Genomic DNA, 22,866 nt, shown 5'->3' with positions numbered 1-22,866 from the left:
ACCGATACCATTTCGGCATCGATCAATCCCAATTGGAATTTGGTGCGGCGGGGCGGCTGCCGCTATCCTCGCGACAAAACGACACTGCCGCACCGGCTTTCAGGAGGACCCCATGTTGAGACCGACCCGACGCGTCGCATCCCGCGCGCCCCGCACTGCGATCGCCACCACCCTCGCTTTCCTCACCCTCATTTCTGGAGTCCGCGCCGGCATGGCCGAGACCTTCGCCTATGTCGGCAATGCCGACAGCAACGACATCAGCGTGTTCAAGATGGCTGAGAGCGGCGAGATGATTCCCGTGCAGACGGCCGCCTTCGCCGGCGTCGAAAAGCCCGGCTCCTCGACGCCGCTCGCGATCACGCCCGACCACCGCGTGCTGATTGCGGGCGTCCGCTCGCAGCCGTTCGTTGCGGTGAGCTTTGCAATCGATCCCAAGACGGGTCAGCTCAGCCATATCGGCAACGGGCCGCTCGCCGACAGCATGGCCAATATCGCCCTCGACCGCAGCGGCAAGTTCCTGTTCAGCGCCTCCTATGGCGGCAACAAGGTCGCGCTGAATCCGCTCAACGCCAATGGCGTCGCGGGCGAGCCGAAGCAGGTGATCCCGACCGGGCTGAATGCGCACGCCTTCCTGCCCTCGCCCGACAACCGCTTCGTGTTCGCGACCAATCTCGGCTCCGACCAGGTGCTGGCCTTCGCGTTCGATGCCACGACCGGTACGCTCACGCCGAGCGATCCGCCGGCCCACAAGGTGCCGGAGAAATCGGGGCCGCGACATTTCGTATTCCACCCCAACGGCAAGTTCGTCTATCTCATCCACGAGCTGAACGGCGACGTCGCGGCGTTCGCGTACGAAGCCAAGAGCGGCGCATGGGAGGAGATCCAGCGCACCACCGCGCTGCCGGAGGGGTTTTCGGGAAAGCCGTGGGCGGCAGACATTCACATCACCCCCGACGGCCGTTTCCTCTACGCTTCCGATCGCACCACCAACACGCTCACCGCCTACAAGGTCGATGCAACAAGCGGCAAGCTGTCCACGATCGGCAGCGTGCCGACCGAGAAGCAGCCGCGCGGCTTCCACATCGATCCCTCGGGGCGCTACCTCGCCGCCGTCGGCGAACTCTCCGACAGCATGACGGTCTATGCCATCGACCAGAGCGGCGGCGCGCTGACCAAGCTGAAATCCTACGCCACCGGCAAGAAGCCGAACTGGGTGGAGTTCTTGAGCCTGCCGTGAGATTGCTCACCTTTGGAGGCTGCGGGATGAGTTCGGCCTGCATGGTTCGAGACGTCCGCTTTGGCGGGCTCCTCACCATGAGGGTCTGATATCTCGCCGCGAAGCACGACCTCATCCTGAGGGCCAGGCGGGCGTCTCGAAGGATGGCCGCAGGGATGGGGGGAAGACAGCGAACCTTGGCGTCGGTCCCGAAGACTAATTCAACGGGCGGCAACGCGCCGCCCGTGCTGCTGCGGCATTCTCATCCGGCCGGCCCATAGTCTGCCGCGGTTGCTTCTGTTATCGATGAGGCCATCAAGGCCCCAACCGGAATGACCGATGCGTTCATTGCCTGCGCGTTCTTTTTCCCAGCATTTCGTTGCGCTCACCGGACTGCTGTTGCTGTCCGCCCAGCCCGCGCCCGCCGCCGATGACGACGCGCCCAAGGGACCGGCAGTCACGGTGCTGAAGGTCGCAAAATCCTGTTTCTCCGACATCGTCGAGGCCACCGGCACGATCGTCGCGCGCGAGGAAAGCTCCGTGCGGCCCGAGCGGCCCGGCCTGAAGGTGACGGAAGTGCTGGCGGAAGCCGGCGAGACCACTACCGCAGGCCAAGTGCTGGCGCGGCTGGCGCTGCCCGAGGGTGGCACGCTTCAGGTCACCGCCCCTGTGGCGGGCGTGATTGCGACATCGACCGCGCAGATTGGCAACCTCGCCTCAGCCAAGGGCGAGGCGCTGTTCACCATCGTGGCGCGCAGCGAATACGATCTTGTCGGCCTCGTCGCGACCACCGATATGCGCAAACTCGCAGTCAACCAGCAGGCGACCGTGCGCATCGCCGGCGCCGGAGATATCGACGGCAAGGTGCGCCGCATCGGCCCGACCGTCGAGCCGAACATCCAGCAGGGCATCGTCTATATCGGCATCTCCTCGCAGAAGCGGCTGTTGCTGAATGCGAGCGGGCGCGCGCTGATCAAGTCCGGACAGAGCTGCAACGTCGCGGTGCCGCTGACCTCGGTGCAATATTCCTCCGCCGGCACCGTCGTGCAGGTGATCCGCCGCAACCGCGTCGAGACCAAGCGCGTCGAGGTCGGACTGATGTCGGGCGGCAATATCGAGGTCCGCGACGGCCTCAACGAAGGCGATGTCGTCGTCGCCCGCGCCGGTGCGCTGTTGCGCGAAGGCGATGCCGTGCGCCCGGTGATGGCCGCGGAAGCTGCGAAGTAGGGTTGCTATAGTCCCGGACGCGCTGCAGCGTGTAATGCTGCTGCACAGAGCCGGGACCCATCTCTCGTCCAGGCGATAGCCTAAAAAACCAAGCCCCGGCTCAGCGTCGCATCATTGCATGATGCGCCGCGTCCGGGGCACGAGACTTGGCAGAACCTAAGAAAAACTAGCCGCCGGCTTCGCCGAAATGGATATCTTCGAGCAGCGAGGAAGAGACCGACGGGACCTGGTCGCCTTCGCTCGCACGGGAGATGGCAACGCGGGTCTTGTTGAAGACGCTCTCGGCGCTGCCCTGCGCATTGAGATTGGTGAGGAACTCGCTGACCAGCACGCTGTGCTCGCCCTTGCGGTCGTCGACGACCTTGCCGGGCGAAGCCGAAGAAAGAATCAGCGCGTTGTCGGGCGCGGTGATCGGCGCGAGGCCGTGGCTGTAGGAGCGGAAGCGGCGCTCATAGGGATTGCGGCGGGAAGCATCGACCACGACGAGCTTGGCCTTGGCGCCCTGCTCCTTCATCATGTCGAGCACGCCGTCGATGGAAACGCCCTGGCGGCGGACATCGCTTTCCTTCCAGATCACGGCATCGACCGGCAACATGTAGCTTTGGCGGCCGGCCTCTACGCCGTAGCCGCCGAAGAACAGCATGACGACGGTGTCGCGCTTGATCCGGGACTTCAGGCGATTGACGGCGCGGACCATGTCGTCCTTGGTTGCGTCTTCCACCATGTCGACGTCAAAGCCGCTCTTGCGCAGCGACGAGGACAGCGCGCGGGCGTCGTTGATCGACTGCGTCAGCGGCGCGCTGGCGTCCGGGTAATGTCCATTGCCGATGACAAGCGCGAGACGCGAGGTCTGGCCGATCGAGCCGGCGACCTGGTCGGTCGAGATGGCCTTGGCGGCATCGAGCGTACGCATATTGAGGGCAGCATGGGCGCCGATCACGAGCGACACCGTGCCGATGAGGGCTGCGGCGACGGCGATCGTGCGTCGGGAAAGGTCGAGCTGCGTTACATTCATCTCGGTTCGTTCCTGTGCCAAAGACCAGCCAAGCACGCGCACACTGTTTGAGTAGCGCGATAGCGTCTTTAGGTTTGAGGGGTTGGCCGGGGTGTGCCCCCGAATTGCGCGCAATTTGCGGCGCCGCACCAAACAGACCTTTAACCGGATATTGCCTCCCCGGCAATAGATTGCGCAAAACTTGAGCTAAACCGCTGAAGATATTAGTTAATTTCTATCGCCCAATGTGTGATTTTTTTGCGTCCCCGTAGCCTTCCAGAGCTTGATTATGCAGACTTCGTGCCGGCTCTTTCTGTGACCGCTATCACATTTGTATTTCCTGCGAATCCGGGTAGCTTTTTCAACGAGTTGCAGGGGGTGGTGCGCGGCTGGGAGCGTGCCGGCCGGCCCCCGGCCAAATTCCGGCGACCAGGTATTTCATGAGCTTTCAATATTTCGCCGGCGCCGCCTGCCGGGCGCTGACAGCGCGGAAGGACGGCCCCTCGCTTTACGACGTCTGCGATCCCGTATTGTCTGTTGCGGCCAGCGGCGATCCGCATCTGGCCAAGTTCTACAAGACCGCGCTCGGCAATCCCGCATTGCGGGTGCTGCTGCGACGCGCGGGCGTGCCCGAGCTGCGCGACGAAGCGAAACTGGCCCGGCTGCGCGAGGCGCTGGTTCGCGCCCGCGACGAGGCCGAGCCCGATTGGGCGGCGGTCGGCCAGCCCGTCGCCGATCTCGTCGACAGCATCGCGCTGGATCATCCCAAGCCGCCGCCGGCCATGTTCACGGGCGCTATGCCGCAACAATCGCAGATCGACGGCGTGATCCGCGACTGCGCGCAGCATCTGCTCGGCTCGTACCGCAAAAATGGCTTTCTGCCGACCTACGCCGCGTTCAACCTGATCGGCGATCCTGATTTCCGCGGGCGCGAGCTGACCATGGCGCTCACGGGCCTCAACGCGCGCGGCTACAAGAACTCCTCGCTGCTGTTCAATCTCGCCCGCGTCTTCATTGCGCGCTCGCCGGCGCGCGCGGTCGTCAATCCGCCCTGGACCGGCATCGCCGAGCCGATGTGGGAGCCGGTGCAGATCCGCCACCGCTCGGCTTATTACGACGCGTTCTTCATCGAGGCGCTGTTGAGTTACGTCGAGACCGGGCTCGCCTCGTCCGCCGACAAGATGGCGGCTGAGCGCGCGATCGCCGACATGGTGGATTTTTGCGTCAACATCAGCCGCGAGGAAGTCGAGGGCCTCGATGGCGCACGGTTCAACGTCATCACCGCGCTGGCGCCCGCGCCGCATCCGCGCTTTTCGCGCTACTTCGCCCAGATCAAGCAGGATCTCGGTTTCGGCGTCTACGTGCCGGATTGCGACACCACGGCCTGCTCGATCTCCGCGGCGACGCAGGCCGGCTGCACCGATCCGATCCTCGACCAGCCGCTGCTGGATTTCTACGCCGGCTATCAGGTGTGCGCGGGCGTCAACGAGCCACGCGTGACCGTGCCGATCAACGACAATATCGACTATGAGGGCGGGGTCGCGACCTGGATCGACAATCTCCGGGGCGAGCGGCCCTACGGCAACGATCTCGATCCGACGCTCAATCTCGACATTCTCGAGGTCAGCTTTCGCAACCTCGCGCGCTGGAAAGTATTGGAGACGCCGGCGCGGCTCGCCACCGTGCATCGCATCATCGGCTTTCAGAAGCGGCTTGCCGCGAGCGGCGCCTTCGCCAATCCGCGCTCACACATCTATTACCTGCCGGAGCTCTACAGTGCCTATTTCGGCCGCTGCTACGCAGCCTTCCTGGCGCTGCCGCTGGCGGCGCAGGCCGCGGTCGATCCCGATGGCGATTTCGATTTCATCCGTCACCGCGTGCTCTCCTACGTCCAGGGCGAGCTGATGGCCGCCGAGATGAACGTGTTCGACGCGGCACTGGCGCTGATCGCGCTCGGCCATCTCGGCGCCGACCCGCGCGCCTTTGCGCCGGCGCTGAACGTGATCGTCGCGAGCTTGGGCGAAGGCGGCCGCCGCGGCCCGTTTCGCGCCTATGAGTGGAACAAGATGAAGACGCCGACGCGGATTTTGGTCGGGGGGCCTGAGGTGACGTCGGCGTTCGTGCTGATGGGGCTGGCGGTGGCCAAGCGGGCGATGGCGGGACGAGGGTGAGATGGTCTCGTGCCCCGGGCGCAATGACAGGAAGTTGAAAGCCCGTCTGCCAGGCAACCGCTGGCCGGGCGGACAAAAGCCGACCACAATCGCGAGGTCTATCGCAATTTTCATCACACGCGGACCGGCATGTTGCGAAAATTCCTGATTGCGCTGTCACTGCTCGCCTTATCCTTGCCCGGCTTGCCGTCGCCGGCTGAGGCCGCCGACATCACCGGCACCGCAAAAGTCCGCGCCGGCGACGCAGTCGTGATCGGCAACACGCGGATCCGGCTCGGCGGCATCGACGCGCCCGCGGTCGACCAGCTCTGCCTCAACACCAAGCGCGAGCGCTGGACCTGCGGCATCGCGGCCCGCGACGAGCTCGCCAAATACACCGAGGGCAAGAGCTGGGTCTGCCATGCGAGGTCGATCGACCGGCGCGGCCGCACCGTGGCGCGCTGCGATGTCGGCGGCGAAGACATCCAGAAATGGCTGGTTCGCACCGGCTGGGCGCTGGCCTATACCCGCGTCTCTCGCGACTACGAACATGATGAGGCTGGCGCGCGGGAGGCAAAGGCCGGGATGTGGCAGGGCGCCTTCATCGCGCCCTGGGACTGGCGCGTGCGCAACAAGAAGACGACGATATTGGGCGCCACCAAGCCGCCCGAGGGCGCGCATGCGATCCTGCTCGCTTCGGCCTCGGGGCCGGTCGCGCCCTCGCCGGACTGCACCATCAAGGGCAACGTCAACACCGGCGGCGAGTGCATCTATCACCAGCCGACCAGCCGCTGGTATGCGCAGATCAAGATGAAGATCAGCAAGGGCACGCGCTGGTTCTGCTCGGTGGAAGAGGCGGAAGCCGCCGGCTGCCGCGAGACCAAGAGATAGAGCATGGTCCGGAAAAGTGTGAAGCGGCTTTCCGACAAGACCATGCTCAGAACAAAAGACCACTCCAGACCTGCGTTTTACGTGCTTTTCTTGGGCTTCTGCGGCGCGTAAAAGAAGAAAACAACCTCCAGACCGTCTTCACGACACAAGGAAGCATAGCAATGACCGTTCGCGCGGGCCGGGAATTTCTGGCCATCCCCGGGCCCACCAATATGCCCGACGAGGTGCTGCGGGCGATGCATCGTCCGGCGATCGACATCTACTCCAAACAGATGACCGATCTGACCGAGAGCCTGCTCGGCGACATCTCAAAACTGTTTGCGACCAAGGGCAAGTCCTACATCTACATCGCCAATGGTCACGGCGCCTGGGAAGCGGCGCTGAGCAACGTGCTGTCGCGCGGCGAAAAAGTGCTGGTGCTGGAGAGCGGGCGGTTCGCGATCGGCTGGGGCCATGCGGCTTCCCTGATGGGCGCCGAGGTCGAGGTGCTCAAGGGCGACTGGCGCCGCGCGGTACGGCCGCACGAGGTCGAGGAGCGCCTGCGCCGCGACAAGGAGCATGCGATCAAGGCCGTCGTCGTCGTCCAGGTGGACACGGCCTCGGGCGTGCAGAACGACATCGAGGCGATCGGCAAGGCGATCAAGGCGAGCGGCCATCCGGCGCTGTACATGGTCGACACCGTAGCGTCGCTCGGCTGCATGCCGTTCGAGATGGACAAATGGGGCATCGACGTCGCGATGTCGGGCTCGCAGAAGGGCTTGATGACACCGCCCGGCCTCGGCTTCGTCGCCGCCAATGCGCGCGCGCTCGAGGTGCACAAGAAGGCCAACATGGCGACGCCCTATTGGAGCTGGAGCGAGCGCGAAGGCACCGAGCATTACCGCAAATACGCCGGCACCGCGCCGGTACATCTGCTGTTCGCGCTGCGCCAGGCGATCGACCTTCTGCACGAGGAAGGGCTGGAGAACGCCTTCCGCCGCCATAGCCTGCTCGGCGAAGCCGCGCGCCGCGCCGTCGGCGCATGGTCGGAAGGCCAGGTGCTCGGCTTCAATATCGCCGATGCCAGCGAGCGTTCCAACACCGTGACCACGGTGACCATGAGCAATGGCCATGATCCGGCAGTGCTGCAAAGCTATTGCAAGGAAAAATGCGGTGTCGTGCTCGGCAACGGCATCGGCGACCTCACCGGCAAAGCCTTCCGCATCGCCCATATGGGCCATGTCAACGCGCCGATGCTGCTCGGCACGTTGGGGGTGATCGAGATCGGCCTCAACGCGCTGAAGATCCCGCACGGCAAGGGCGGGCTCGAAGCGGCGGTCGCGTATCTTGGCGATGAGGTGGCGGTGTAGGCCGGCTTCGCGTCTCTTCCTTCTCCCCTTGTGAGGGCTTTGCGGAGAGGTCACTGCGAGCGCTTGGGGTCTGTAGCGGGCTTTTTTTGATGTGAGCCTGCTGCGGTGAACCGTATTGTGCTCATTTCATCCTCCATTATCCCCTGCTTTTCAAGCGCAGGCGGACTGCTGGCGTGGTGCGGCCAAGGCGCCGGCCGCGCGACGCAGATTGTAGGCGCAACAGGCGAGCACGATGAGTACCTGGTTGCGGACGAAGTTGAAGAACCGCATTCGTCGCAGGCCATAGTTCTCTTTGAATACGGCGTATGGACGTTCGACGGCTGAGCGCACCTTGGCGATCAGCTTGTTGCGCTTCTTCTGCCGCGGCGGCAGCTCGGGATGATGTTTGTTGGGGCGACGCATCAAGCGGTCCTTTGCCGGCTTCGGTCAGGCGCGCGTGGCGGGCATGCGTATAATAGGCCTGATCGCCATAGACCGCTTTCTCATCGCCGCAGAATAAACGATCTGCCGGCTCGGTGTCGGTGACCGAAGCGTCCGTCATGTGGATGCGGCGAATGATCGTATGGCCTGCATCCACTCCCGTGTGGATCTTATAGCCGAATACGCTCTTCTTGCCTTTCCGGCCCCAGCGCGCATCACGATCCGCAGATGGTTTGGGCAGTTGTCCCTGCGCATCCTTGCGAGCCTTGCCGGGCGGTTTGGCCCGAGCCGGGATCAACGAGGCGTCGACCAGGGTGCCCTGCTTAAGGATCAGCTTCTTGTCCTCCAATTGCCGATTGATCTCCGCGAAGATCTTCTCGATCAGCCCGTCACTGGCGAGTTCCTGCCGAAACCGCCACAACGTGGTGTGATCCGGCGTCCGATCGTGCAGGCTCAGGCCGACAAAGCGACGGAACGACAACCGATCCGCGATCGCGGCTTCGAGCGCTGGATCGGACAGATTGTGCCATATCCCGGCCAGTAAGCCCCGAAGCAAAACTTCCGCCGGATAACTGCTGTTGCCGGCACCGTCACTGCCCCGCTTGCCCAGCAAGGCTCGCAACGGCGCCCAATCCACAACGGCCTCAACCTCATCCAGGATGCTGCTTCGCGGCGCCTGAACCAGGCCATCCGCCAAGCTCATCTGACCTACATTGCGCTCAACCATGGCTCTCCTCGCCAGAATCAGAGAATCACGCTCCCTCAATTGCGCAAAGCCCTCACAAGGGGAGAAGGGAAGAGGGGCACCTCAATTCGTCCCCGCCGCCTTTCCCTTCTCGCGCATCGTTGCCACTACGTCGCGTACCAGATCGAACACACCGTCCGCTTCCGGCGGTGCGTTCGGCGAGCGGCCGAGCCGGACGATCACGAGTCGTTCCGAGGGAATAATGATCGTGTACTGCCCGATCGTGCCCTTGGCGAAGAAGGCATCGCGCGGCCAGCCGTGTATGGCGCGAAACTTTGCGCCAAAGCTGTCGCCCTGGTTGGTCCAGAAGCCGGCACCGATGCCGACCCAGGCATTCGCCGTGGCCGTCGCGGAATAATTCACCCAACCCTCGGGGAGAATGCGCTTGCCGCCGGCGACGCCGTCGTTGAGAAAGAGCTGGCCGAAGCGCGCCCAGTCGCGCGCGGATGCCAGCATCTCGCCGGAGCCCACGATCGTGCCGGCTCCGTCGAGCTGGAGCGTGACGTTGTTCATGCCGAGCGTCGCAAACAATTCGCGGCGCGCGAAGGCAAGCGCATCCGCGGGCTTGCCGCCGGCGGCGTTACGGATCAGATGCGCGAGAATGAGGAAGTTGCCGTCATGGTAATTCCACGCCGTGCCCGGTGCAGTCGCAAGCGGCGCGTGCTCGGCAAAGCTGGCCATATCGTCCTCTGCGTATTTCATGGCATTTGACCGGCTCGAGCGCGGAGCCGAGCGAGGTCTGCAACGAACTACCGAGCGCAATGCCGGCGGTGTGACGCAGCAACTGATCGACGGTGATGACATGGCGCGGATCATCCGGATTTTGCCAGGCGGCGATTGGCGCGGGCCCGTCGAGCTTCAACTTGCCCTCGCGCACGAGGATGCCCGTCAGCGCTGACATCACCGACTTCGTCATGGAGAAGCCGAGCAGCTGCGTCTCCGGCCCGACACCATCAGCATAGCGCTCGGCAACGATGCGCCCGGCCTTCATGACGACGATCGCGCGGGTGCGGCGATAAGGCGGTTGCGCGGGTTCGGCAAAAGCGCGGTCGAGCGCGGCTGACAGCCCCTCGCTTTGCGGCGGCACGAGTCCCGGACCTGCGATTTCGGGCAGCAAGGCGGGCTGCTTGTCATTCGACGGCAGCGCGACGTCGGCGATCCCCTGGCCGTGCTCGAGCGTGCAGCCGAGCCCCTCGCGATAGACGGCATGGCTGCGGCCGATGCCGAACAGGCTCACGGTGACATCCCTACGCGCGCGATCGACCTGAACATCCATCGCCCAGGTCAACAGACCCGCGCCTGGTATCGCGTCGGTGGTCTCGGCGAGGTCGCGCATGGGATCGAGGCCGGAGACGAACGTCTCCGAGCAGAGCGTGTCGGCGATGAAGCCGGTGGCAACCTTCGGCACGTCGCGGGCCCGCGCCGCGCCGAGGGCGAGGCCGGCAAGGGCGATGGCGGTGGTAGCGAGGATGATCTTGCGGCGGCGGGTCACGGGCTTTCTCCGGCTTCGGGGCGGGTGGCGGAGAAGGAGCCGGATGCGGGCGAAGGTGCTCGCCGGATTTGAAATACGGCCTCGTCGAAACTGACCGGGGCTAGCCGAGTTTGAAATTCTGATGTGATTTCAGTGAGCTAATAGTCTAGACGGCTTTCACCTTGAGCCGCCGATATTCCGTCGGCGTCACACCGGTCACCGCCTTGAAGGCCCGATTGAACGGCCCCAGCGACTGGAAGCCGGCATCCATCGCGATGGTGATGACGGGAACCTCGGCCTGGGTGCGATCGGCGAGCGCGGCCTTGGCCTCCTCGATCCGGTGATTGTTCAGAAACACATTGAAATTGCGATAGCCGAGCCGCTGGTTGATCAGCCGGCGCAGCCGGTATTCCGGAATTTTCAGCCGGCCCGCCAGCACGCCGATGGTGATGTTTTCCTGACGATAGATTCGCTCGTCCGCCATCAGCCGCATCAAGGCGTCGATGAGCTTTTGATCGGCGGCGTCATCGGCCGCAGGCTGAATGAAAACGACTGCCGGTGCGGGCTCCGCAACGGCCGGAAACAGATCCGCCCCGTCAACGCGCATCATGGCATAGACGATCGCCGCGACGGTGCAGGTGAGCCCGCCGGCATTGATGGTTTCGGCGACATCGCCGACGTGGTGCCCGGCGACGGCGATCTGGAGCACCGCGTTCAACCCGCCATAGAGCGCGGTTGCGCAGACGATGAAGACGCGAACGCTGCGGCGTTGCTCGACCAGGTCAGCCGGCCAGGAGGCGATCGTCTGCCCGATCGCAAGCGCAATGAAGCCGAGCACGATCAGATTGACCACCGTCACGGAGAACCGCACATGGCCGCTGGGTGCAATCCAGACGCAGCCCGCGAAGCTGAAGGCCGCCACCAGCGCCCAGACCGATCCGTGCCACCAGCGGAGGTGAAACTCGTCGTCGAACAGGGAACGTGTGAACAGCCAGAACACCACCATGGTGCCGGTCGACAATGCGATCAGCGGTGCGTGCCAGAGCTGGATCCGCGACGTGACATCCAACGAATAGCTCACAGCATGCGCGGCCGCGCCGAATGCGAAGGCCGCGCCGAGGCGGGCAGCCAACACATTGCGGAAGTCCTGCAGCAGTGACGCCGCCAGCACCAGCAGCAGCGCGACGCTGGCGGCGCGAAAGGCGAGCTCGGTTGCGGCAAGTGTCATCGGGCGGTGCGATCAGTCACGATTGAAATCAGCCGAACATCGTTCGTTGGGCTCCTTTTTTCAAGGACCATCCTCAGGCCAGGGCTAGCGCGCCCACCGCTGTCATCGTCTGGCTTGACCGGGCGTCCAGTAATCCGAGACAGTTTTGAATCGATAGGCCTCGGCGTACTGGATCGTCCGCCTTCGCGGACGACGACGGCGGAGTATGTGGCCGGGCTTTGGGGCGACGGCCGCACGAAATCCTGCTACGATTTAGCTCGAAAAAGCCAAAAGGAGTCCACCATGAGCTGGCAACCCTCGAACGATCCCGTGCTTGGAGATCCCATGTCCTGCGACGCGCTCGATCTCGTTATCGTGCCGCGCACCCGCGACCTCGGCGACGGATTCGCGGTGCGGCGCGCGTTGCCGCATGGCAAGCGGCAAATGGTCGGGCCCTTCATCTTCTTCGATCATTTCGGGCCGGTGCAATTTGTCTCGGGCAAGGGCATGGACGTGCGGCCACATCCGCATATCGGGCTCGCCACCGTCACCTATCTCTTTGACGGCTCGATCATGCATCGCGACAGTGAGGGCAACATCCAGGAAATCCAGCCCGGCGCGATGAATTTGATGACGGCCGGCCGCGGCATTGCGCATTCCGAGCGCACGCCGGATGTGCAGCGCGCGTCGGGGCAGAAGATGCTGGGCCTGCAAAGCTGGATCGCGCTGCCGGCGGGCTCCGAAGAGATCGCGCCGTCGTTCCAGCATTATGGGGCCGGCGATCTGCCGATGATTTCCGAGCGCGACTTCACCGCGAAGGTGATCGCGGGCTCAGCCTTCGGCACCACCTCGCCTGTTACGATGGTATCGCCCTGGTTCTACACCGAGGTCACGGCGGTCGCGGGCGCGATCGTACCGCTCGACCCCGATCACGAAGAGCGCGCGATCTACGTGGTCGACGGCGAGATCGAGATCGCGAACGAGCGCTATGAGGGGCCGCGACTGCTGATCTTCCGGCCCGGCGACCGCATTACGGTGAAGGCGCTCAAGGCCACGCGGATGATGTTTCTCGGCGGAGATGCGCTGGAGGGGCCGCGCCACATCTGGTGGAATTTCGTCTCCTCCAGCAAGGAGCGGATCGAGCAGGCCAAGCAGGACTGGAAAACGGGTCGCTTCGCGGGGGTTCCTCAGGAACATGAGTTCATTCCGCTGCCGGAATAGGCTAATCCGGTTTCCGGTCGCGCTATCAGGCGCGGCCGGATTTCCTGTCGCAAGGCCTTGCTCCGAAAGTTCTGCCGATGACCCTCATGCTCTCCAGCGACTTGCCCCTCCCCAAGATCGGACGCGGCAAGGTGCGCGATATCTACGCCATCGACGACGATCGCCTGCTGCTCGTCACCACCGACCGCATCAGCGCCTTCGACGTCGTGATGGGTGAGACCATCCCGATGAAAGGCGCGGTGCTGACGCAAGTGAGCGCGTTCTGGTTCAACGAGCTCGACGGCGTGGTGCCGCATCACATGATCAGCGCCGACACCGACGAGATCATTGCAGCCATTCCGGCGTTGAAGCCGCATCGCGCCGAGATTCTCGGCCGCGCGATGCTCTGCCGCCGCACCACCGTGTTTCCGATCGAATGCGTGATCCGCGGCTATCTCTCGGGATCGGCCTGGAAGGAATATGCCGGCTCCGGCACGCTGGCCGGCGAGAAGCTGAAAGCGGGCCTGGTCGAGAGCGAAAAGCTGGAGCCAGCGATCTTCAGCCCCGCGACCAAGGCCGAGACCGGCCACGACGAGAATATCACCATCGCGAAGATGCGTGAGGTCGTGGGCGACGAGACGGCCTACACGCTCGAGAGCATGACGCGCGCGATCTACACGCTCGGCGAGGAGCTCGCCCGCGAGCAGGGCATCATCATCGCCGACACCAAGTTCGAGTTCGGCCGCGACAAGGACGGCCGCATCATCCTGATCGACGAAGTCATGACGCCGGACTCCTCGCGGTTCTGGGCGGTCGACGCCTACAAGCCCGGCCAGCCGCAGGCGAGCTTCGACAAGCAGCCGCTGCGCGACTATCTCGACATCGAACGCCGCGCCGGCCGCTGGAACGGCGACGCCCCGCCGCCGCCACTGCCGGCGAGCGTGGTGGGGGCGACCAGCAAGCGGTATCTGGAAGCGTATCGGCGGGTGACGGGGGCGGAGCTGAAGATTTAGCCACCGCTGCCTCGTCTCGCTCCGCCATTGCGAGTTGGGACCGACATTGAGGGGCCTGCGTGTCCCTGCGCCGTCGGTCTGCCGCGTATGGTCCGCCGTTCACATACGGCGGACCGCATTCTCACCTGACCACCCGAAACTGTCTGGTACTTCATACTTTCAAGAATCCTGTTGCGCTAAGCCTGTAGTCGTCTACGTCTCAGACGAGATTTTTTCAGGGGCGAGCGCCACGGCGTGACCGATCCAGCAATTATCCTCCGTCCGGCTCCGCGATTAGAACCGGCCCTCAAGCGCGCGCTGAATGATGTATTGGGCGGGAGCGCCGCCAGCGTCCTGACCGTCACGTTCGGCCTGTCCTACGCGCTGCTGATCTTCGCGGGGCCGTTGTCGCCCTATCTGTCCTACGGGATCACGGCGACTTTCGTCAGCTCCGCGGTGCTTGCGGCCGTCATCGGGCTCGGCAGCTCCCTGCCCTTCGCGATTGCAGCTCCTGACAGCTCGACCGCCGCGGTGACGGGTATCCTGGCCGCCTCGGTGGTCGAGCGCATCGAGACGGCGAACCTGTCGGAGCCGCTGCTCTCGGCGGTCCTGATCACCCTCGGCCTGTCGACGATGCTGACAGGATTGGTGCTGTGTGGACTGGGCCTGACGCGGCTGGGCCGCGCCATCCGCTACGTGCCTTATCCGGTGGTCGGCGGCTTCCTCGGCGCTACCGGCCTTCTCATCGTCATGGGTGCGGTCCGGGTGATCACCGACCACCCGCTGCAATTCGCGACACTGTCGCACTTCGCCGACCGCACCATCTTGCTGGAGCTCGGTGCCGCCTGCGCGATGGCGCTGGTGCTGTATCTCACCTGGCACCGCTCGCGCAGCCCGTTCGGCTTGCCGATCATTCTGGTCGGCGGCGTGCTCACCGCGCATCTGGCGTTCTGGATCACCGGCGTTTCCGTCGATGACGCCCGCACGTTGGGCTGGACCTTTCAGCCTCCGCCGCAAGCGGTCTTCATGCTGCCCTGGCATATCGACGATCTCGCCCGCTATCCCTGGTTTGCCATACCGGACCTGCTTGGCAATGTCGCCGCCGTCATCTTCGTCACGGCCTCGAGCACGCTGTTCAACACCACCGGCATCGAGGTGGCCACGCATCGCGAAGCCAATCTGGAGTGTGAGCTGAACGTCACCGGCGCCGCCAATATCCTGACCGGCATGCTGGGCGGCTATCCCGGCTGCAGCTCGACCAGCCGCTCAATGCTTAACTTCAGCAGCGGCGGCCGCGGGCGCCTGTCAGGCCTCACCGTCGCGGCCCTGTCGCTGCTGATGCTCGCTGTCGCGCCCGAGCTGCTTGGCTTCATCCCCAAATTCGTGCTCGGCGGCCTGTTGCTCTATCTCGGCGCCGACCAGCTGCACAAATGGATCATCGAGTCGCGCAAGCGGCTTTCGAAGCTCGAATATCTGTCGCTGATCGCCATCATCGCGATCATCGTGGCCTGGGGTTTCGTGCCGGGCATCCTGATCGGTGTTATCATCGGCTGCGCGACGTTTGCGTTCAGCGCCGCGCGGGTCGAGTCGATCAAATACAGTTTCGACGGCTCGGAGTATCGCTCCTCGCTCGACCGCTCGCGCGACGACCAGGAGGTGCTGCTGGCCCATGGCGGCAAGATCCGGGGCCTCAATCTCCAGAGCTATCTGTTCTTCGGCTCCGCCAACCGGCTCTACCAGCACGTCAAGCAGCTGCTTCAGGAACGCCCCGAATGCCGCTATCTGCTGTTCGACTTCAAGCTCGTCACCGGCGTCGATTCATCGGCCGCCTATAGCTTTGCCCAGATCAAGCGCAGCGCTGGCGAACTCGGCGTCGAGCTGATCCTGGTGCATCTGTCGGCCGCGGCCGAGAAGGTGCTGCGCTCCAGCGACTTCGTCGGCGAGGGCGTCACCATCATCCCCGAGCTCGATCACGCGCTGGAATGGTGCGAGAACGAGCTCATCTCGCAGCATCAGGAGCTGGCGCAGGAAGAAGCCAGCCTGCGCGACTGGTTCACGCGAATGCTCGGCAGCGAGGACGGCGCCGACGAGCTGATCCGCCGTTGCCAGCGCATTGAGGTCGAAGCCGGCGAAATCATCGTGCAGGCTGGCGCCCCCGCCGATTCCATGCATTTCATCCTCGACGGCCGCGTCGGCATCATGATTCCGGCCGAGGACGATCGCACCACGCGCGTGCGCAGCCTCGGCCGCTACACGACGATCGGGGAGATGGGGCTGGTGTCACAGACACCGCGCAGCGCCACCATCCAGGCCGAGGTCGACAGCGTGCTCTACGTGCTGAATACGCACCAGTTCGACGCGATCAAAGACGAGGACCCCGCGCTCAGCCACAAGCTGCTGACCTATTTCGTGTCGGTCATGGCCGAGCGGCTGACGTTCGCGAACCGGACGATCGCGGTGCTGAGGCGTTGATTGGCTTGCAGCTTCGTCATTGCGAGGAGCTCTGGCGACGAAGCAATCCAGACTGTCTCCGTGGAAAGATTCTGGATTGCTTCGCTTCGCTCGCATTGATGTGGAGGGATAACGGCGGCCTTACACCCCCGCCATCATCACGTATTTGATCTCGACATATTCTTCCATGCCGTGATGCGAGCCTTCGCGCCCCAAGCCACTTTCCTTGACGCCGCCGAAGGGTGCGACTTCGGTCGTGATCAGACCGGTGTTGACGCCAACCATGCCCGACTCCAGCGCTTCGGCGACGCGCCAGACGCGGCCGAGATCGCGGGAGTAGAAGTACGAAGCCAAGCCAAACGGCGAGGCGTTGCACATCGCGATCACATCGGCCTCTTCCTTGAAGCGGATCACCGGCGCGAGCGGGCCGAAAGTTTCCTCCTGTGCCACCAGCGAGTCCGGCTTGACGTCGGAGAGCACCGTCGGCTCGAAGAACGAGCGTCCGAGCTCGCTGCGCTTCCCGCCGGTGACGATCCTGGCGCCGCGCTTCACGGCGTCGGCAATGTGGCGCTCGACCTTGTCGACCGCTTTCAAATTGATCAGCGGGCCCTGCGTAACGCCGCTCTCGGTACCATCACCGATCTTCATCGCCGCGACCTTCTTCGACAGCTTCTGCACGAACTCGTCGTAGATCTTGTCCTGGGCGTAAAGGCGGTTGGCGCAGACGCAGGTCTGGCCCATGTTGCGGTATTTCGAGACGATCGCGCCTTCGACAGCCGCATCGATATCGGCGTCGTCGAACACCACGAACGGGGCGTTGCCGCCGAGCTCGAGGCCGAGCCGCTTCACGCCGACGGAGGCCTGCTGGTACAGAATCTTGCCGACCGCGGTCGATCCGGTGAAGCCGACGAAACGCACGGCCGGATGCTCGCACAGCACCTTGCCGATCGGCGCTGCATCGCCGGTGACGATGTTGAACACGCCCTTGGGCACGCCGGCTTTCTCCGCGAGCACGGCAAGCGCCAACGCCGACAGCGGCGTTTCATTGGCGGGCTTCAGCACCACGGTGCAGCCGGCCGCCAGCGCCGGCGAAACCTTGCGCGTGATCATCGAGTTCGGGAAATTCCACGGCGTGATCGCTCCGCAGACGCCGATCGGCTGCTTGATCGCGAGCAACCGCGCATCCGGCCGCTGTGTCGGAATGGTCTCGCCATAGACGCGGCGGGCTTCCTCGGCGAAGAACTCGACATAAGCGCCGCCGATGTCGACCTCGCCGAGAGCTTCGCTGAGCGGCTTGCCCTGCTCGGAGGTGAGGATCAGTGCGAGGTCCTCGCGATTGGCGATAATCAGCTCGAACCATTTGCGCAAAATATTGGAGCGTTGCTTGGCGGTGTGCTTGGCCCAGGCCGGAAACGCGCGCTCCGCGGCTTCTACCGCCTTGGTGGCATCATCCGCCGAAAGCTGCGGAACCTTTGCGAGCTCGACGCCGGTCGCGGGATTGTTGACGGCGAAGACCGGCGAGCCGACCCAGGCGCCGTCGATGTAGCAGGCCTCCTTCAGCAGCGACGGGTCCTTCAACCTGTCGCGCAGATTGGACGTGGCGTGCTGAGCGCGTGCGGCGGCGGTCGGGGTCATGGCGTTACTCCCAGGGGCTTTTTCAGGTTCGCCCGCAATATAGGGACAAGCGGCGCGCAATGCACCGTCCCGCAACGCACATCTGCTGGGAGCTAGGCTCGGAGCACGGGGATTTACGCCGCGCCGCTCATATAGGTCTCGCGCCGTCCGATCATGCGTTCGGCGGCGGCCCTGGCGTCGGCCTTCGAGGAAGTCGCGCACGTCCGGTATTCGAGAGCGGGGGCGTCGGAGGTATCGCGGCGGCCGAACCAGGATTTCGAGCCGACCGGCAGCAGCGCAAGCGCCTGCGCCAGATTGTCGACCGCACCGAACGAATAGAGCGCACCGGTGCCCGCGGTGCGGACTTCGTAGATGCCGGGTGCGATCGGCGCTTCGAGATTGTCGCCCCGTCCGGGACGGGGATAGCGCTTCCATTCGCTCCAGGTCGAAATCATCTGAGGTCCCCTCGCGGCCGGTGGACGGCCGCCAAATTTGCATCAAATCTTAACGTCGGCCGCAGATCGGGCCGAGAGTTGAACGCCGCAACGCACAAAATGGTTCAAGTGCTTCAAACGCTCAAAACATTTTGCCCGTGCGCATCCACGGTCACGGCTGGTTGCGGCGATCCACCGCAGATTGTGACGGAGTGTTGCAGTTCAGCCGCCTTGTCGTCCTGCGAGCACCCTGTCGTCCTGCGCGGAACGTGGACCGTCAAGTCACGACATCGCGACCGGCGCAGATCCATGGATGTGCTTGCCGCGCGGAGCACGCGGGAGGACAATCGATCGCTTCCAACAATAATCAAACCGGAGGAAATGCGGATGCAAAGCAAAGCCCAGATCGACGAGATTCTGCGCCAGAAGAGCGAGGCCAAGGAGATTCCCGGCGTCGTCGCCATCGCCGCCAGCGGTACCGACGTGCTTTATCAGGGCGCGTTCGGCAAACGCGATCTCTCCAAGCCGGATGCGATGACCGCCGACAGCGTGTTCTGGATCGCATCGATGACGAAGGCGGTGACATCAGCGGGCGCGATGCAACTGGTCGAGCAAGGCAAGCTGTCGCTGGACGCGCCGATCGGCGAGGTGCTGCCCGATCTCGCCAAGCCGCAGGTGCTCGAAGGTTTCGATGCCAAGGGCGAAGCCAAGCTGCGGCCGGCCAAGGGGCCGATCACGCTGCGCCAGCTCATGACCCACACCGCCGGCTTCTGCTACAACATGTGGAACGGCGATCTCGCGGTCTATCTGGACAAGACCGGCATCCCAGCCATCACCAGCTGCCAGAACGCTGCGTTGAAGACGCCGATCATGACCGATCCCGGCACGCGCTGGGAATACGGCACCAACATCGATTTCGTCGGCAAGGCGGTGGAAGCCGTCAGCGGCAAGCGGCTCGATGCTTATCTGCGCGACAATCTGTTCGCACCGCTCGGCATGAGCGATACCGCCTTCAAGATCACCGACGACATGCGCAAGCGCCTGGTCGGGATGCATGCGCGCGGCGAGGACGGCCAGCTCGCCGCGATCCCATTCGAGCTCGAGCAGGAGCCGGAATTCCACATGGGTGGCGGCGGCCTCTATTCGACCGCGGCCGACTACATCAAGTTCACCCAGATGATCTTGAACAAGGGCCGCGGCAACGGCAATCAGGTGCTGAAAGCCGAGACTATCGCGACGATGGGGCAGAACCACATCGGCGATCTCGCCATGGGCAAGATGACCACGGCGGCGCCGATGTACACCAACGACGTCGATCTCTATCCGGAGCAGGTGAAGAAGTGGGGCCTCAGCTTCATGATCAACACCGACAAGACCGCTGAGGGGCGCAGCGCGGGCAGCCTCGCCTGGGCGGGCCTCGCCAACACCTATTACTGGATCGACCCGGCGCGCGACGTCACCGGCGTGATCCTGATGCAGTTGCTCCCATTTGCCGATGGAAAATGCCTGGAGGCTTTTGCTGGCTTCGAGCGCGGCGTCTATGCCGGGCTCGGTGCCGGCAGTGGGCAGAAGGCGGCGTAAGACCCGCCTTAGCTCTCACGACGCGTCATGGCCGGGCTTGTTGTCCCGGCCATCCACGCACCTGGCTGGAGGACATTTTTTGATTTTGGCAGACAAGGCCGACAGTTACGTTTGCGGCATCTCCGACACGCCGCTGCTCGGCGACACCATCGGGCGCAGCCTCGATCAGGCCGCGCAGCGCTGGAGCGATCGCGAGGCGCTGGTCTCGCCCAGTCACGGCGTGCGATGGACATGGAAGGAGTTTGCCGCGCGGGTCGACGCGCTCGCCGCCGGTTTTCTCGCGCTTGGCCTCGAGCGCGGCGCACGGATCGGAATCTGGTCGCTGAACCGGCCGGAATGGACGCTGACCCAGTTCGCCGCCGCCAAGGCTGGCCTCATCCTGGTGACGATCAATCCGGCCTACCGGCTGAGCGAGCTGGAATTCGCGCTTCACAAGGTCGGATGTAGCGCCATCGTCACCGCGACGGCGTTCAAGACCAGCAACTACATGGACCTGCTCAACACACTGTTGCCAGAGCTTGCGAGCGCCAAGCCCGGGCAGTTGCAGGCGGCGCGGCTGCCGGCCCTGCGCATCGTGATCCAGATCGGCGGCCCCGCCTGCCCGGGCGCGATCCCGTTCGACGAGGTCGCCGGCATGGGCGGGACCGTGCATCGGGAGCAGCTCGCCGCGCTTGGTGTCTCCCTGCAGTTCGACGATCCCGGCAACATCCAGTTCACCAGCGGCACCACGGGATCGCCCAAGGGGGTGACGCTGACCCACCACAACATTCTCAACAACGGCTATTTCGTCGGCCGCGCCATGCGCCTGACCGAAACGGACCGCATCTGCATTCCGGTGCCGCTCTATCATTGCTTCGGCATGGTGATGGGCAACCTCGCCTCCGTCACGCTCGGCGCAACGATGGTCTACCCTGGCGAAGGGTTTGATCCGCTCGCGACGCTGCGCACGATCGAGCAGGAAAAATGTACCGCGCTATACGGTGTGCCGACGATGTTCATCGCCGAACTCGACCATGGCGAATTCTCAAACTTCAATCTGACATCGCTGCGCACCGGCATCATGGCCGGTGCACCCTGCCCGATCGAGGTGATGAAGCGCGTCAATAGCGAGATGAACATGGGCGAGGTCACAATCGCCTATGGCATGACCGAGACAAGCCCGGTCAGCTTCCAGAGTGCCGTCGACGATCCGCTCGAGCGCCGCGTCTCGACGGTCGGACGAATCCATCCGCATGTCGAAGTTAAGGTCATCGATCTCGACGGCAAGATCGTCAAGCGCGGCGAACGGGGCGAGCTCTGCACCCGCGGCTACAGCGTGATGCTGGGCTACTGGGAGGAGACGGAGAAGACCGCGGATGTGCTCGACGCCAACGGCTGGATGCACACCGGCGACATCGCCGTCATCGATGACGCCGGCTATTGCAACATCGTGGGCCGCATCAAGGACCTGGTGATCCGCGGCGGCGAGAATCTCTATCCACGCGAGATCGAGGAGTTTCTCTATCGTCATCCCAAGATTCAGGACGTGCAGATCTTTGGCGTTGCGGATGCCCGCTACGGCGAGGAGCTCTGCGCCTGGATCCGCGTCAGGCCCGGCGAGAATTTGACGATGGAAGAGGTGCGCGCTTTCTGCGACGGGCAGATCGCCCACAACAAGATTCCGCGATACGTGGAATTCGTCGACGAGTTTCCGATGACGGTGACCGGAAAGATCCAGAAATTCCTGATGCGCGACGACGTGGAAAAGCGGCTGGGATTGAAGGCTGCGAGGACTGCGTGATTTCCCTGTCGTCATTGCAAGCGTAGCGAAGCAATCCAGAATCTTTCTTCGGGGACAATCTGGATTGCTTCACTCGCAATGACGGGCAAAGCGTCCGCGCTACGCCGTCAGCCCGCGCTGCCCGGCGAGCTCCTTCAGCGACACCTGCGGCCGCGCGCCGATGTGCTGGATCACTTCGGCGGCCGCGAGCGCGCCGAGCGCGCCGCACTGCTTGTGCGAGAGATCGCGCGAGAGGCCATACAGGAAGCCGGCGGCGAACAGGTCGCCGGCGCCGGTGGTGTCCACGAGTTGCGCGATCGGAGACGCCGGCGCTGCGACGGCCTCGGTTGGCGTCACCACCACGCAGCCTTTGTCGCTGCGCGTGACCACGCCAAGCTTGACGTCGTTGCGCAATTGCTTGAGCGCGGTGTCGAAGTCGGACGTTTCGTAGAGCGAGTGCAGCTCAGACTCGTTGGCAAAGACGATGTCGGCGGTGCCGTTGCGCATCAGGCCCAAGAACTCGTCGCGATAGCGACTGACGCAGAAGGAATCCGACAGCGTGAGCGCGACCTTGCGGCCGGCCTCGTGCGCAATCTTGGCCGCCTTGACGAAGGCCTCCTTGGCCCCCGGCGGATCCCAGAGATAACCCTCGAGATAAACGATGCCGGCGCTGGCGATCTCGGCCGGGTCGATGTCGGCCGGCGACAAATCCTGCGCCGCGCCGAGATAGGTGTTCATGGTGCGCTCGCCGTCGCCCGTGACCAGGATGTAGGAGCAGCCGGTGGCGGGGCCGTCTTTCGCGGCGGGCGTGTTGAAGGCGACGCCGGCCGCGCGGATATCGTGGACGTAGAGCTTGCCGATCTGGTCGTCCTTGACCTTGCCGACATAGGCGGCGCGCGCCCCCAGGCTGCCGATGCCGACGATGGTGTTGGCAGCCGAGCCGCCCGAAACTTCCGTCGCCGGTCCCATGTCGTTGTAGATGGCGGCGGCCCGCGCCTCGTCGATCAGGGACATGCTGCCCTTGGTCATGCCGTGCTTGCCCAAAAAGGCTTCATCGGTCTTGACCAGCACGTCGAACAGCGCGTTGCCGATGCCGAGAACGTCATATTTCACGTCAGCCATTCACCTTGATCCTGTTTGGCGGATTGCGATACCTGCGGAAATC

General features: G+C 64.1%; 16 protein-coding genes and 1 pseudogene. 10 read left to right on the top strand and 7 right to left on the bottom strand.

The window, feature by feature from the left end:
• Positions 1–112 precede the first annotated feature (112 nt).
• Together ABIB00_RS23275 and ABIB00_RS23270 are read left to right on the top strand one after the other, a co-directional pair.
• Positions 113–1,237 carry a lactonase family protein gene (locus ABIB00_RS23275; RefSeq protein ID WP_354105985.1) on the top strand — a complete coding sequence of 375 codons (1,125 nt, stop codon included), beginning with the start codon at positions 113–115 and terminating at the stop codon, positions 1,235–1,237.
• Positions 1,238–1,555: 318 nt separating this feature from the next.
• Positions 1,556–2,443: an efflux RND transporter periplasmic adaptor subunit gene (locus ABIB00_RS23270; protein WP_247345150.1), complete on the top strand. Its 888-nt coding sequence runs from the start codon at positions 1,556–1,558 to the stop codon at positions 2,441–2,443.
• A 166-nt stretch (positions 2,444–2,609) separates the two neighbouring features.
• On the opposite strand, the gene ABIB00_RS23265 is transcribed toward ABIB00_RS23270, so the two are convergent.
• Positions 2,610–3,458 (bottom strand): caspase family protein, encoded by an 849-nt coding sequence (locus ABIB00_RS23265; RefSeq protein WP_354105984.1) that lies wholly within the window; start codon positions 3,456–3,458, stop codon positions 2,610–2,612.
• Positions 3,459–3,877: 419 nt separating this feature from the next.
• Between ABIB00_RS23265 and ABIB00_RS23260 the strand changes: the two genes are divergently transcribed.
• The 3 genes from ABIB00_RS23260 (at position 3,878) to ABIB00_RS23250 (ending at position 7,827) form a co-directional block, all read left to right on the top strand.
• On the top strand, positions 3,878–5,608 hold the full coding sequence (locus ABIB00_RS23260) for a hypothetical protein (RefSeq protein WP_247345155.1): 1,731 nt from the start codon (positions 3,878–3,880) through the stop codon (positions 5,606–5,608).
• Positions 5,609–5,737: 129 nt separating this feature from the next.
• Positions 5,738–6,478 carry a thermonuclease family protein gene (locus ABIB00_RS23255; RefSeq protein ID WP_354105983.1) on the top strand — a complete coding sequence of 247 codons (741 nt, stop codon included), beginning with the start codon at positions 5,738–5,740 and terminating at the stop codon, positions 6,476–6,478.
• Positions 6,479–6,639: 161 nt separating this feature from the next.
• Complete coding sequence (locus ABIB00_RS23250) at positions 6,640–7,827, top strand: pyridoxal-phosphate-dependent aminotransferase family protein (RefSeq protein ID WP_354105982.1); 1,188 nt, start codon at positions 6,640–6,642, stop codon at positions 7,825–7,827.
• Positions 7,828–7,963: 136 nt separating this feature from the next.
• Here ABIB00_RS23250 and ABIB00_RS23245 read toward each other — a convergent pair whose 3' ends face one another.
• The 3 genes and pseudogenes from ABIB00_RS23245 to ABIB00_RS23235 all read right to left on the bottom strand — a co-directional run bounded on the left by ABIB00_RS23245 (position 7,964) and on the right by ABIB00_RS23235 (position 11,691).
• Positions 7,964–8,974: an IS5 family transposase gene (locus ABIB00_RS23245; protein WP_502917869.1), complete on the bottom strand. Its 1,011-nt coding sequence runs from the start codon at positions 8,972–8,974 to the stop codon at positions 7,964–7,966.
• Positions 8,975–9,055: 81 nt separating this feature from the next.
• A pseudogene (locus tag ABIB00_RS23240) lies at positions 9,056–10,484 on the bottom strand (serine hydrolase domain-containing protein).
• Between the two features lie 145 nt (positions 10,485–10,629).
• A complete protein-coding gene (locus ABIB00_RS23235; protein ID WP_354105981.1) occupies positions 10,630–11,691 on the bottom strand; it encodes an AraC family transcriptional regulator in 1,062 nt (353 codons plus the stop codon).
• Positions 11,692–11,973: 282 nt separating this feature from the next.
• Here ABIB00_RS23235 and ABIB00_RS23230 point away from each other — a divergent pair, with 282 nt between their 5' ends.
• The 3 genes from ABIB00_RS23230 to ABIB00_RS23220 all read left to right on the top strand — a co-directional run bounded on the left by ABIB00_RS23230 (position 11,974) and on the right by ABIB00_RS23220 (position 16,334).
• Complete coding sequence (locus ABIB00_RS23230; protein WP_354105980.1) at positions 11,974–12,891, top strand: pirin family protein; 918 nt, start codon at positions 11,974–11,976, stop codon at positions 12,889–12,891.
• A 77-nt stretch (positions 12,892–12,968) separates the two neighbouring features.
• On the top strand, positions 12,969–13,883 hold the full coding sequence (locus ABIB00_RS23225; protein WP_354105979.1) for a phosphoribosylaminoimidazolesuccinocarboxamide synthase: 915 nt from the start codon (positions 12,969–12,971) through the stop codon (positions 13,881–13,883).
• A gap of 234 nt (positions 13,884–14,117) precedes the next feature.
• Positions 14,118–16,334: an SLC26A/SulP transporter family protein gene (locus ABIB00_RS23220; RefSeq protein WP_354105978.1), complete on the top strand. Its 2,217-nt coding sequence runs from the start codon at positions 14,118–14,120 to the stop codon at positions 16,332–16,334.
• A 120-nt stretch (positions 16,335–16,454) separates the two neighbouring features.
• On the opposite strand, the gene ABIB00_RS23215 is transcribed toward ABIB00_RS23220, so the two are convergent.
• Both ABIB00_RS23215 and ABIB00_RS23210 read right to left on the bottom strand, forming a co-directional pair.
• Positions 16,455–17,948 carry an NAD-dependent succinate-semialdehyde dehydrogenase gene (locus ABIB00_RS23215; RefSeq protein WP_354105977.1) on the bottom strand — a complete coding sequence of 498 codons (1,494 nt, stop codon included), beginning with the start codon at positions 17,946–17,948 and terminating at the stop codon, positions 16,455–16,457.
• Positions 17,949–18,061: 113 nt separating this feature from the next.
• Positions 18,062–18,382: a hypothetical protein gene (locus ABIB00_RS23210; RefSeq protein WP_247351513.1), complete on the bottom strand. Its 321-nt coding sequence runs from the start codon at positions 18,380–18,382 to the stop codon at positions 18,062–18,064.
• 366 nt (positions 18,383–18,748) lie between these two features.
• Here ABIB00_RS23210 and ABIB00_RS23205 point away from each other — a divergent pair, with 366 nt between their 5' ends.
• On the top strand, positions 18,749–19,942 hold the full coding sequence (locus ABIB00_RS23205) for a serine hydrolase domain-containing protein (RefSeq protein ID WP_354105976.1): 1,194 nt from the start codon (positions 18,749–18,751) through the stop codon (positions 19,940–19,942).
• An 85-nt stretch (positions 19,943–20,027) separates the two neighbouring features.
• Positions 20,028–21,722 (top strand): AMP-binding protein, encoded by a 1,695-nt coding sequence (locus ABIB00_RS23200; RefSeq protein ID WP_354106017.1) that lies wholly within the window; start codon positions 20,028–20,030, stop codon positions 21,720–21,722.
• Positions 21,723–21,821: 99 nt separating this feature from the next.
• Here ABIB00_RS23200 and ABIB00_RS23195 read toward each other — a convergent pair whose 3' ends face one another.
• On the bottom strand, positions 21,822–22,823 hold the full coding sequence (locus ABIB00_RS23195) for an adenosine kinase (RefSeq protein ID WP_247352882.1): 1,002 nt from the start codon (positions 22,821–22,823) through the stop codon (positions 21,822–21,824).
• Between the last annotated feature and the right edge of the window lie 43 nt (positions 22,824–22,866).

Source organism: Bradyrhizobium sp. LB14.3, from assembly GCF_040547985.1.
Classification (GTDB): domain Bacteria; phylum Pseudomonadota; class Alphaproteobacteria; order Rhizobiales; family Xanthobacteraceae; genus Bradyrhizobium.
This window is presented reverse-complemented; position numbering and strand designations above follow the sequence as displayed.

Excerpts from the sequence above, each read along its gene's own strand:
- ABIB00_RS23255 (WP_354105983.1), top strand. The coding sequence starts at position 5,738 with ATGTTGCGAAAATTCCTGATTGCGCTGTCACTGCTCGCCTTATCCTTG.
- ABIB00_RS23210 (WP_247351513.1), bottom strand. The coding sequence starts at position 18,382 with ATGATTTCGACCTGGAGCGAATGGAAGCGCTATCCCCGTCCCGGACGG.
- ABIB00_RS23260 (WP_247345155.1), top strand. The coding sequence starts at position 3,878 with ATGAGCTTTCAATATTTCGCCGGCGCCGCCTGCCGGGCGCTGACAGCG.
- ABIB00_RS23250 (WP_354105982.1), top strand. The coding sequence starts at position 6,640 with ATGACCGTTCGCGCGGGCCGGGAATTTCTGGCCATCCCCGGGCCCACC.
- ABIB00_RS23265 (WP_354105984.1), bottom strand. The coding sequence starts at position 3,458 with ATGAATGTAACGCAGCTCGACCTTTCCCGACGCACGATCGCCGTCGCC.
- ABIB00_RS23275 (WP_354105985.1), top strand. The coding sequence starts at position 113 with ATGTTGAGACCGACCCGACGCGTCGCATCCCGCGCGCCCCGCACTGCG.
- ABIB00_RS23205 (WP_354105976.1), top strand. The coding sequence starts at position 18,749 with ATGCAAAGCAAAGCCCAGATCGACGAGATTCTGCGCCAGAAGAGCGAG.
- ABIB00_RS23215 (WP_354105977.1), bottom strand. The coding sequence starts at position 17,948 with ATGACCCCGACCGCCGCCGCACGCGCTCAGCACGCCACGTCCAATCTG.
- ABIB00_RS23195 (WP_247352882.1), bottom strand. The coding sequence starts at position 22,823 with ATGGCTGACGTGAAATATGACGTTCTCGGCATCGGCAACGCGCTGTTC.
- ABIB00_RS23245 (WP_502917869.1), bottom strand. The coding sequence starts at position 8,974 with ATGGTTGAGCGCAATGTAGGTCAGATGAGCTTGGCGGATGGCCTGGTT.
- ABIB00_RS23230 (WP_354105980.1), top strand. The coding sequence starts at position 11,974 with ATGAGCTGGCAACCCTCGAACGATCCCGTGCTTGGAGATCCCATGTCC.
- ABIB00_RS23270 (WP_247345150.1), top strand. The coding sequence starts at position 1,556 with ATGCGTTCATTGCCTGCGCGTTCTTTTTCCCAGCATTTCGTTGCGCTC.
- ABIB00_RS23225 (WP_354105979.1), top strand. The coding sequence starts at position 12,969 with ATGACCCTCATGCTCTCCAGCGACTTGCCCCTCCCCAAGATCGGACGC.
- ABIB00_RS23235 (WP_354105981.1), bottom strand. The coding sequence starts at position 11,691 with ATGACACTTGCCGCAACCGAGCTCGCCTTTCGCGCCGCCAGCGTCGCG.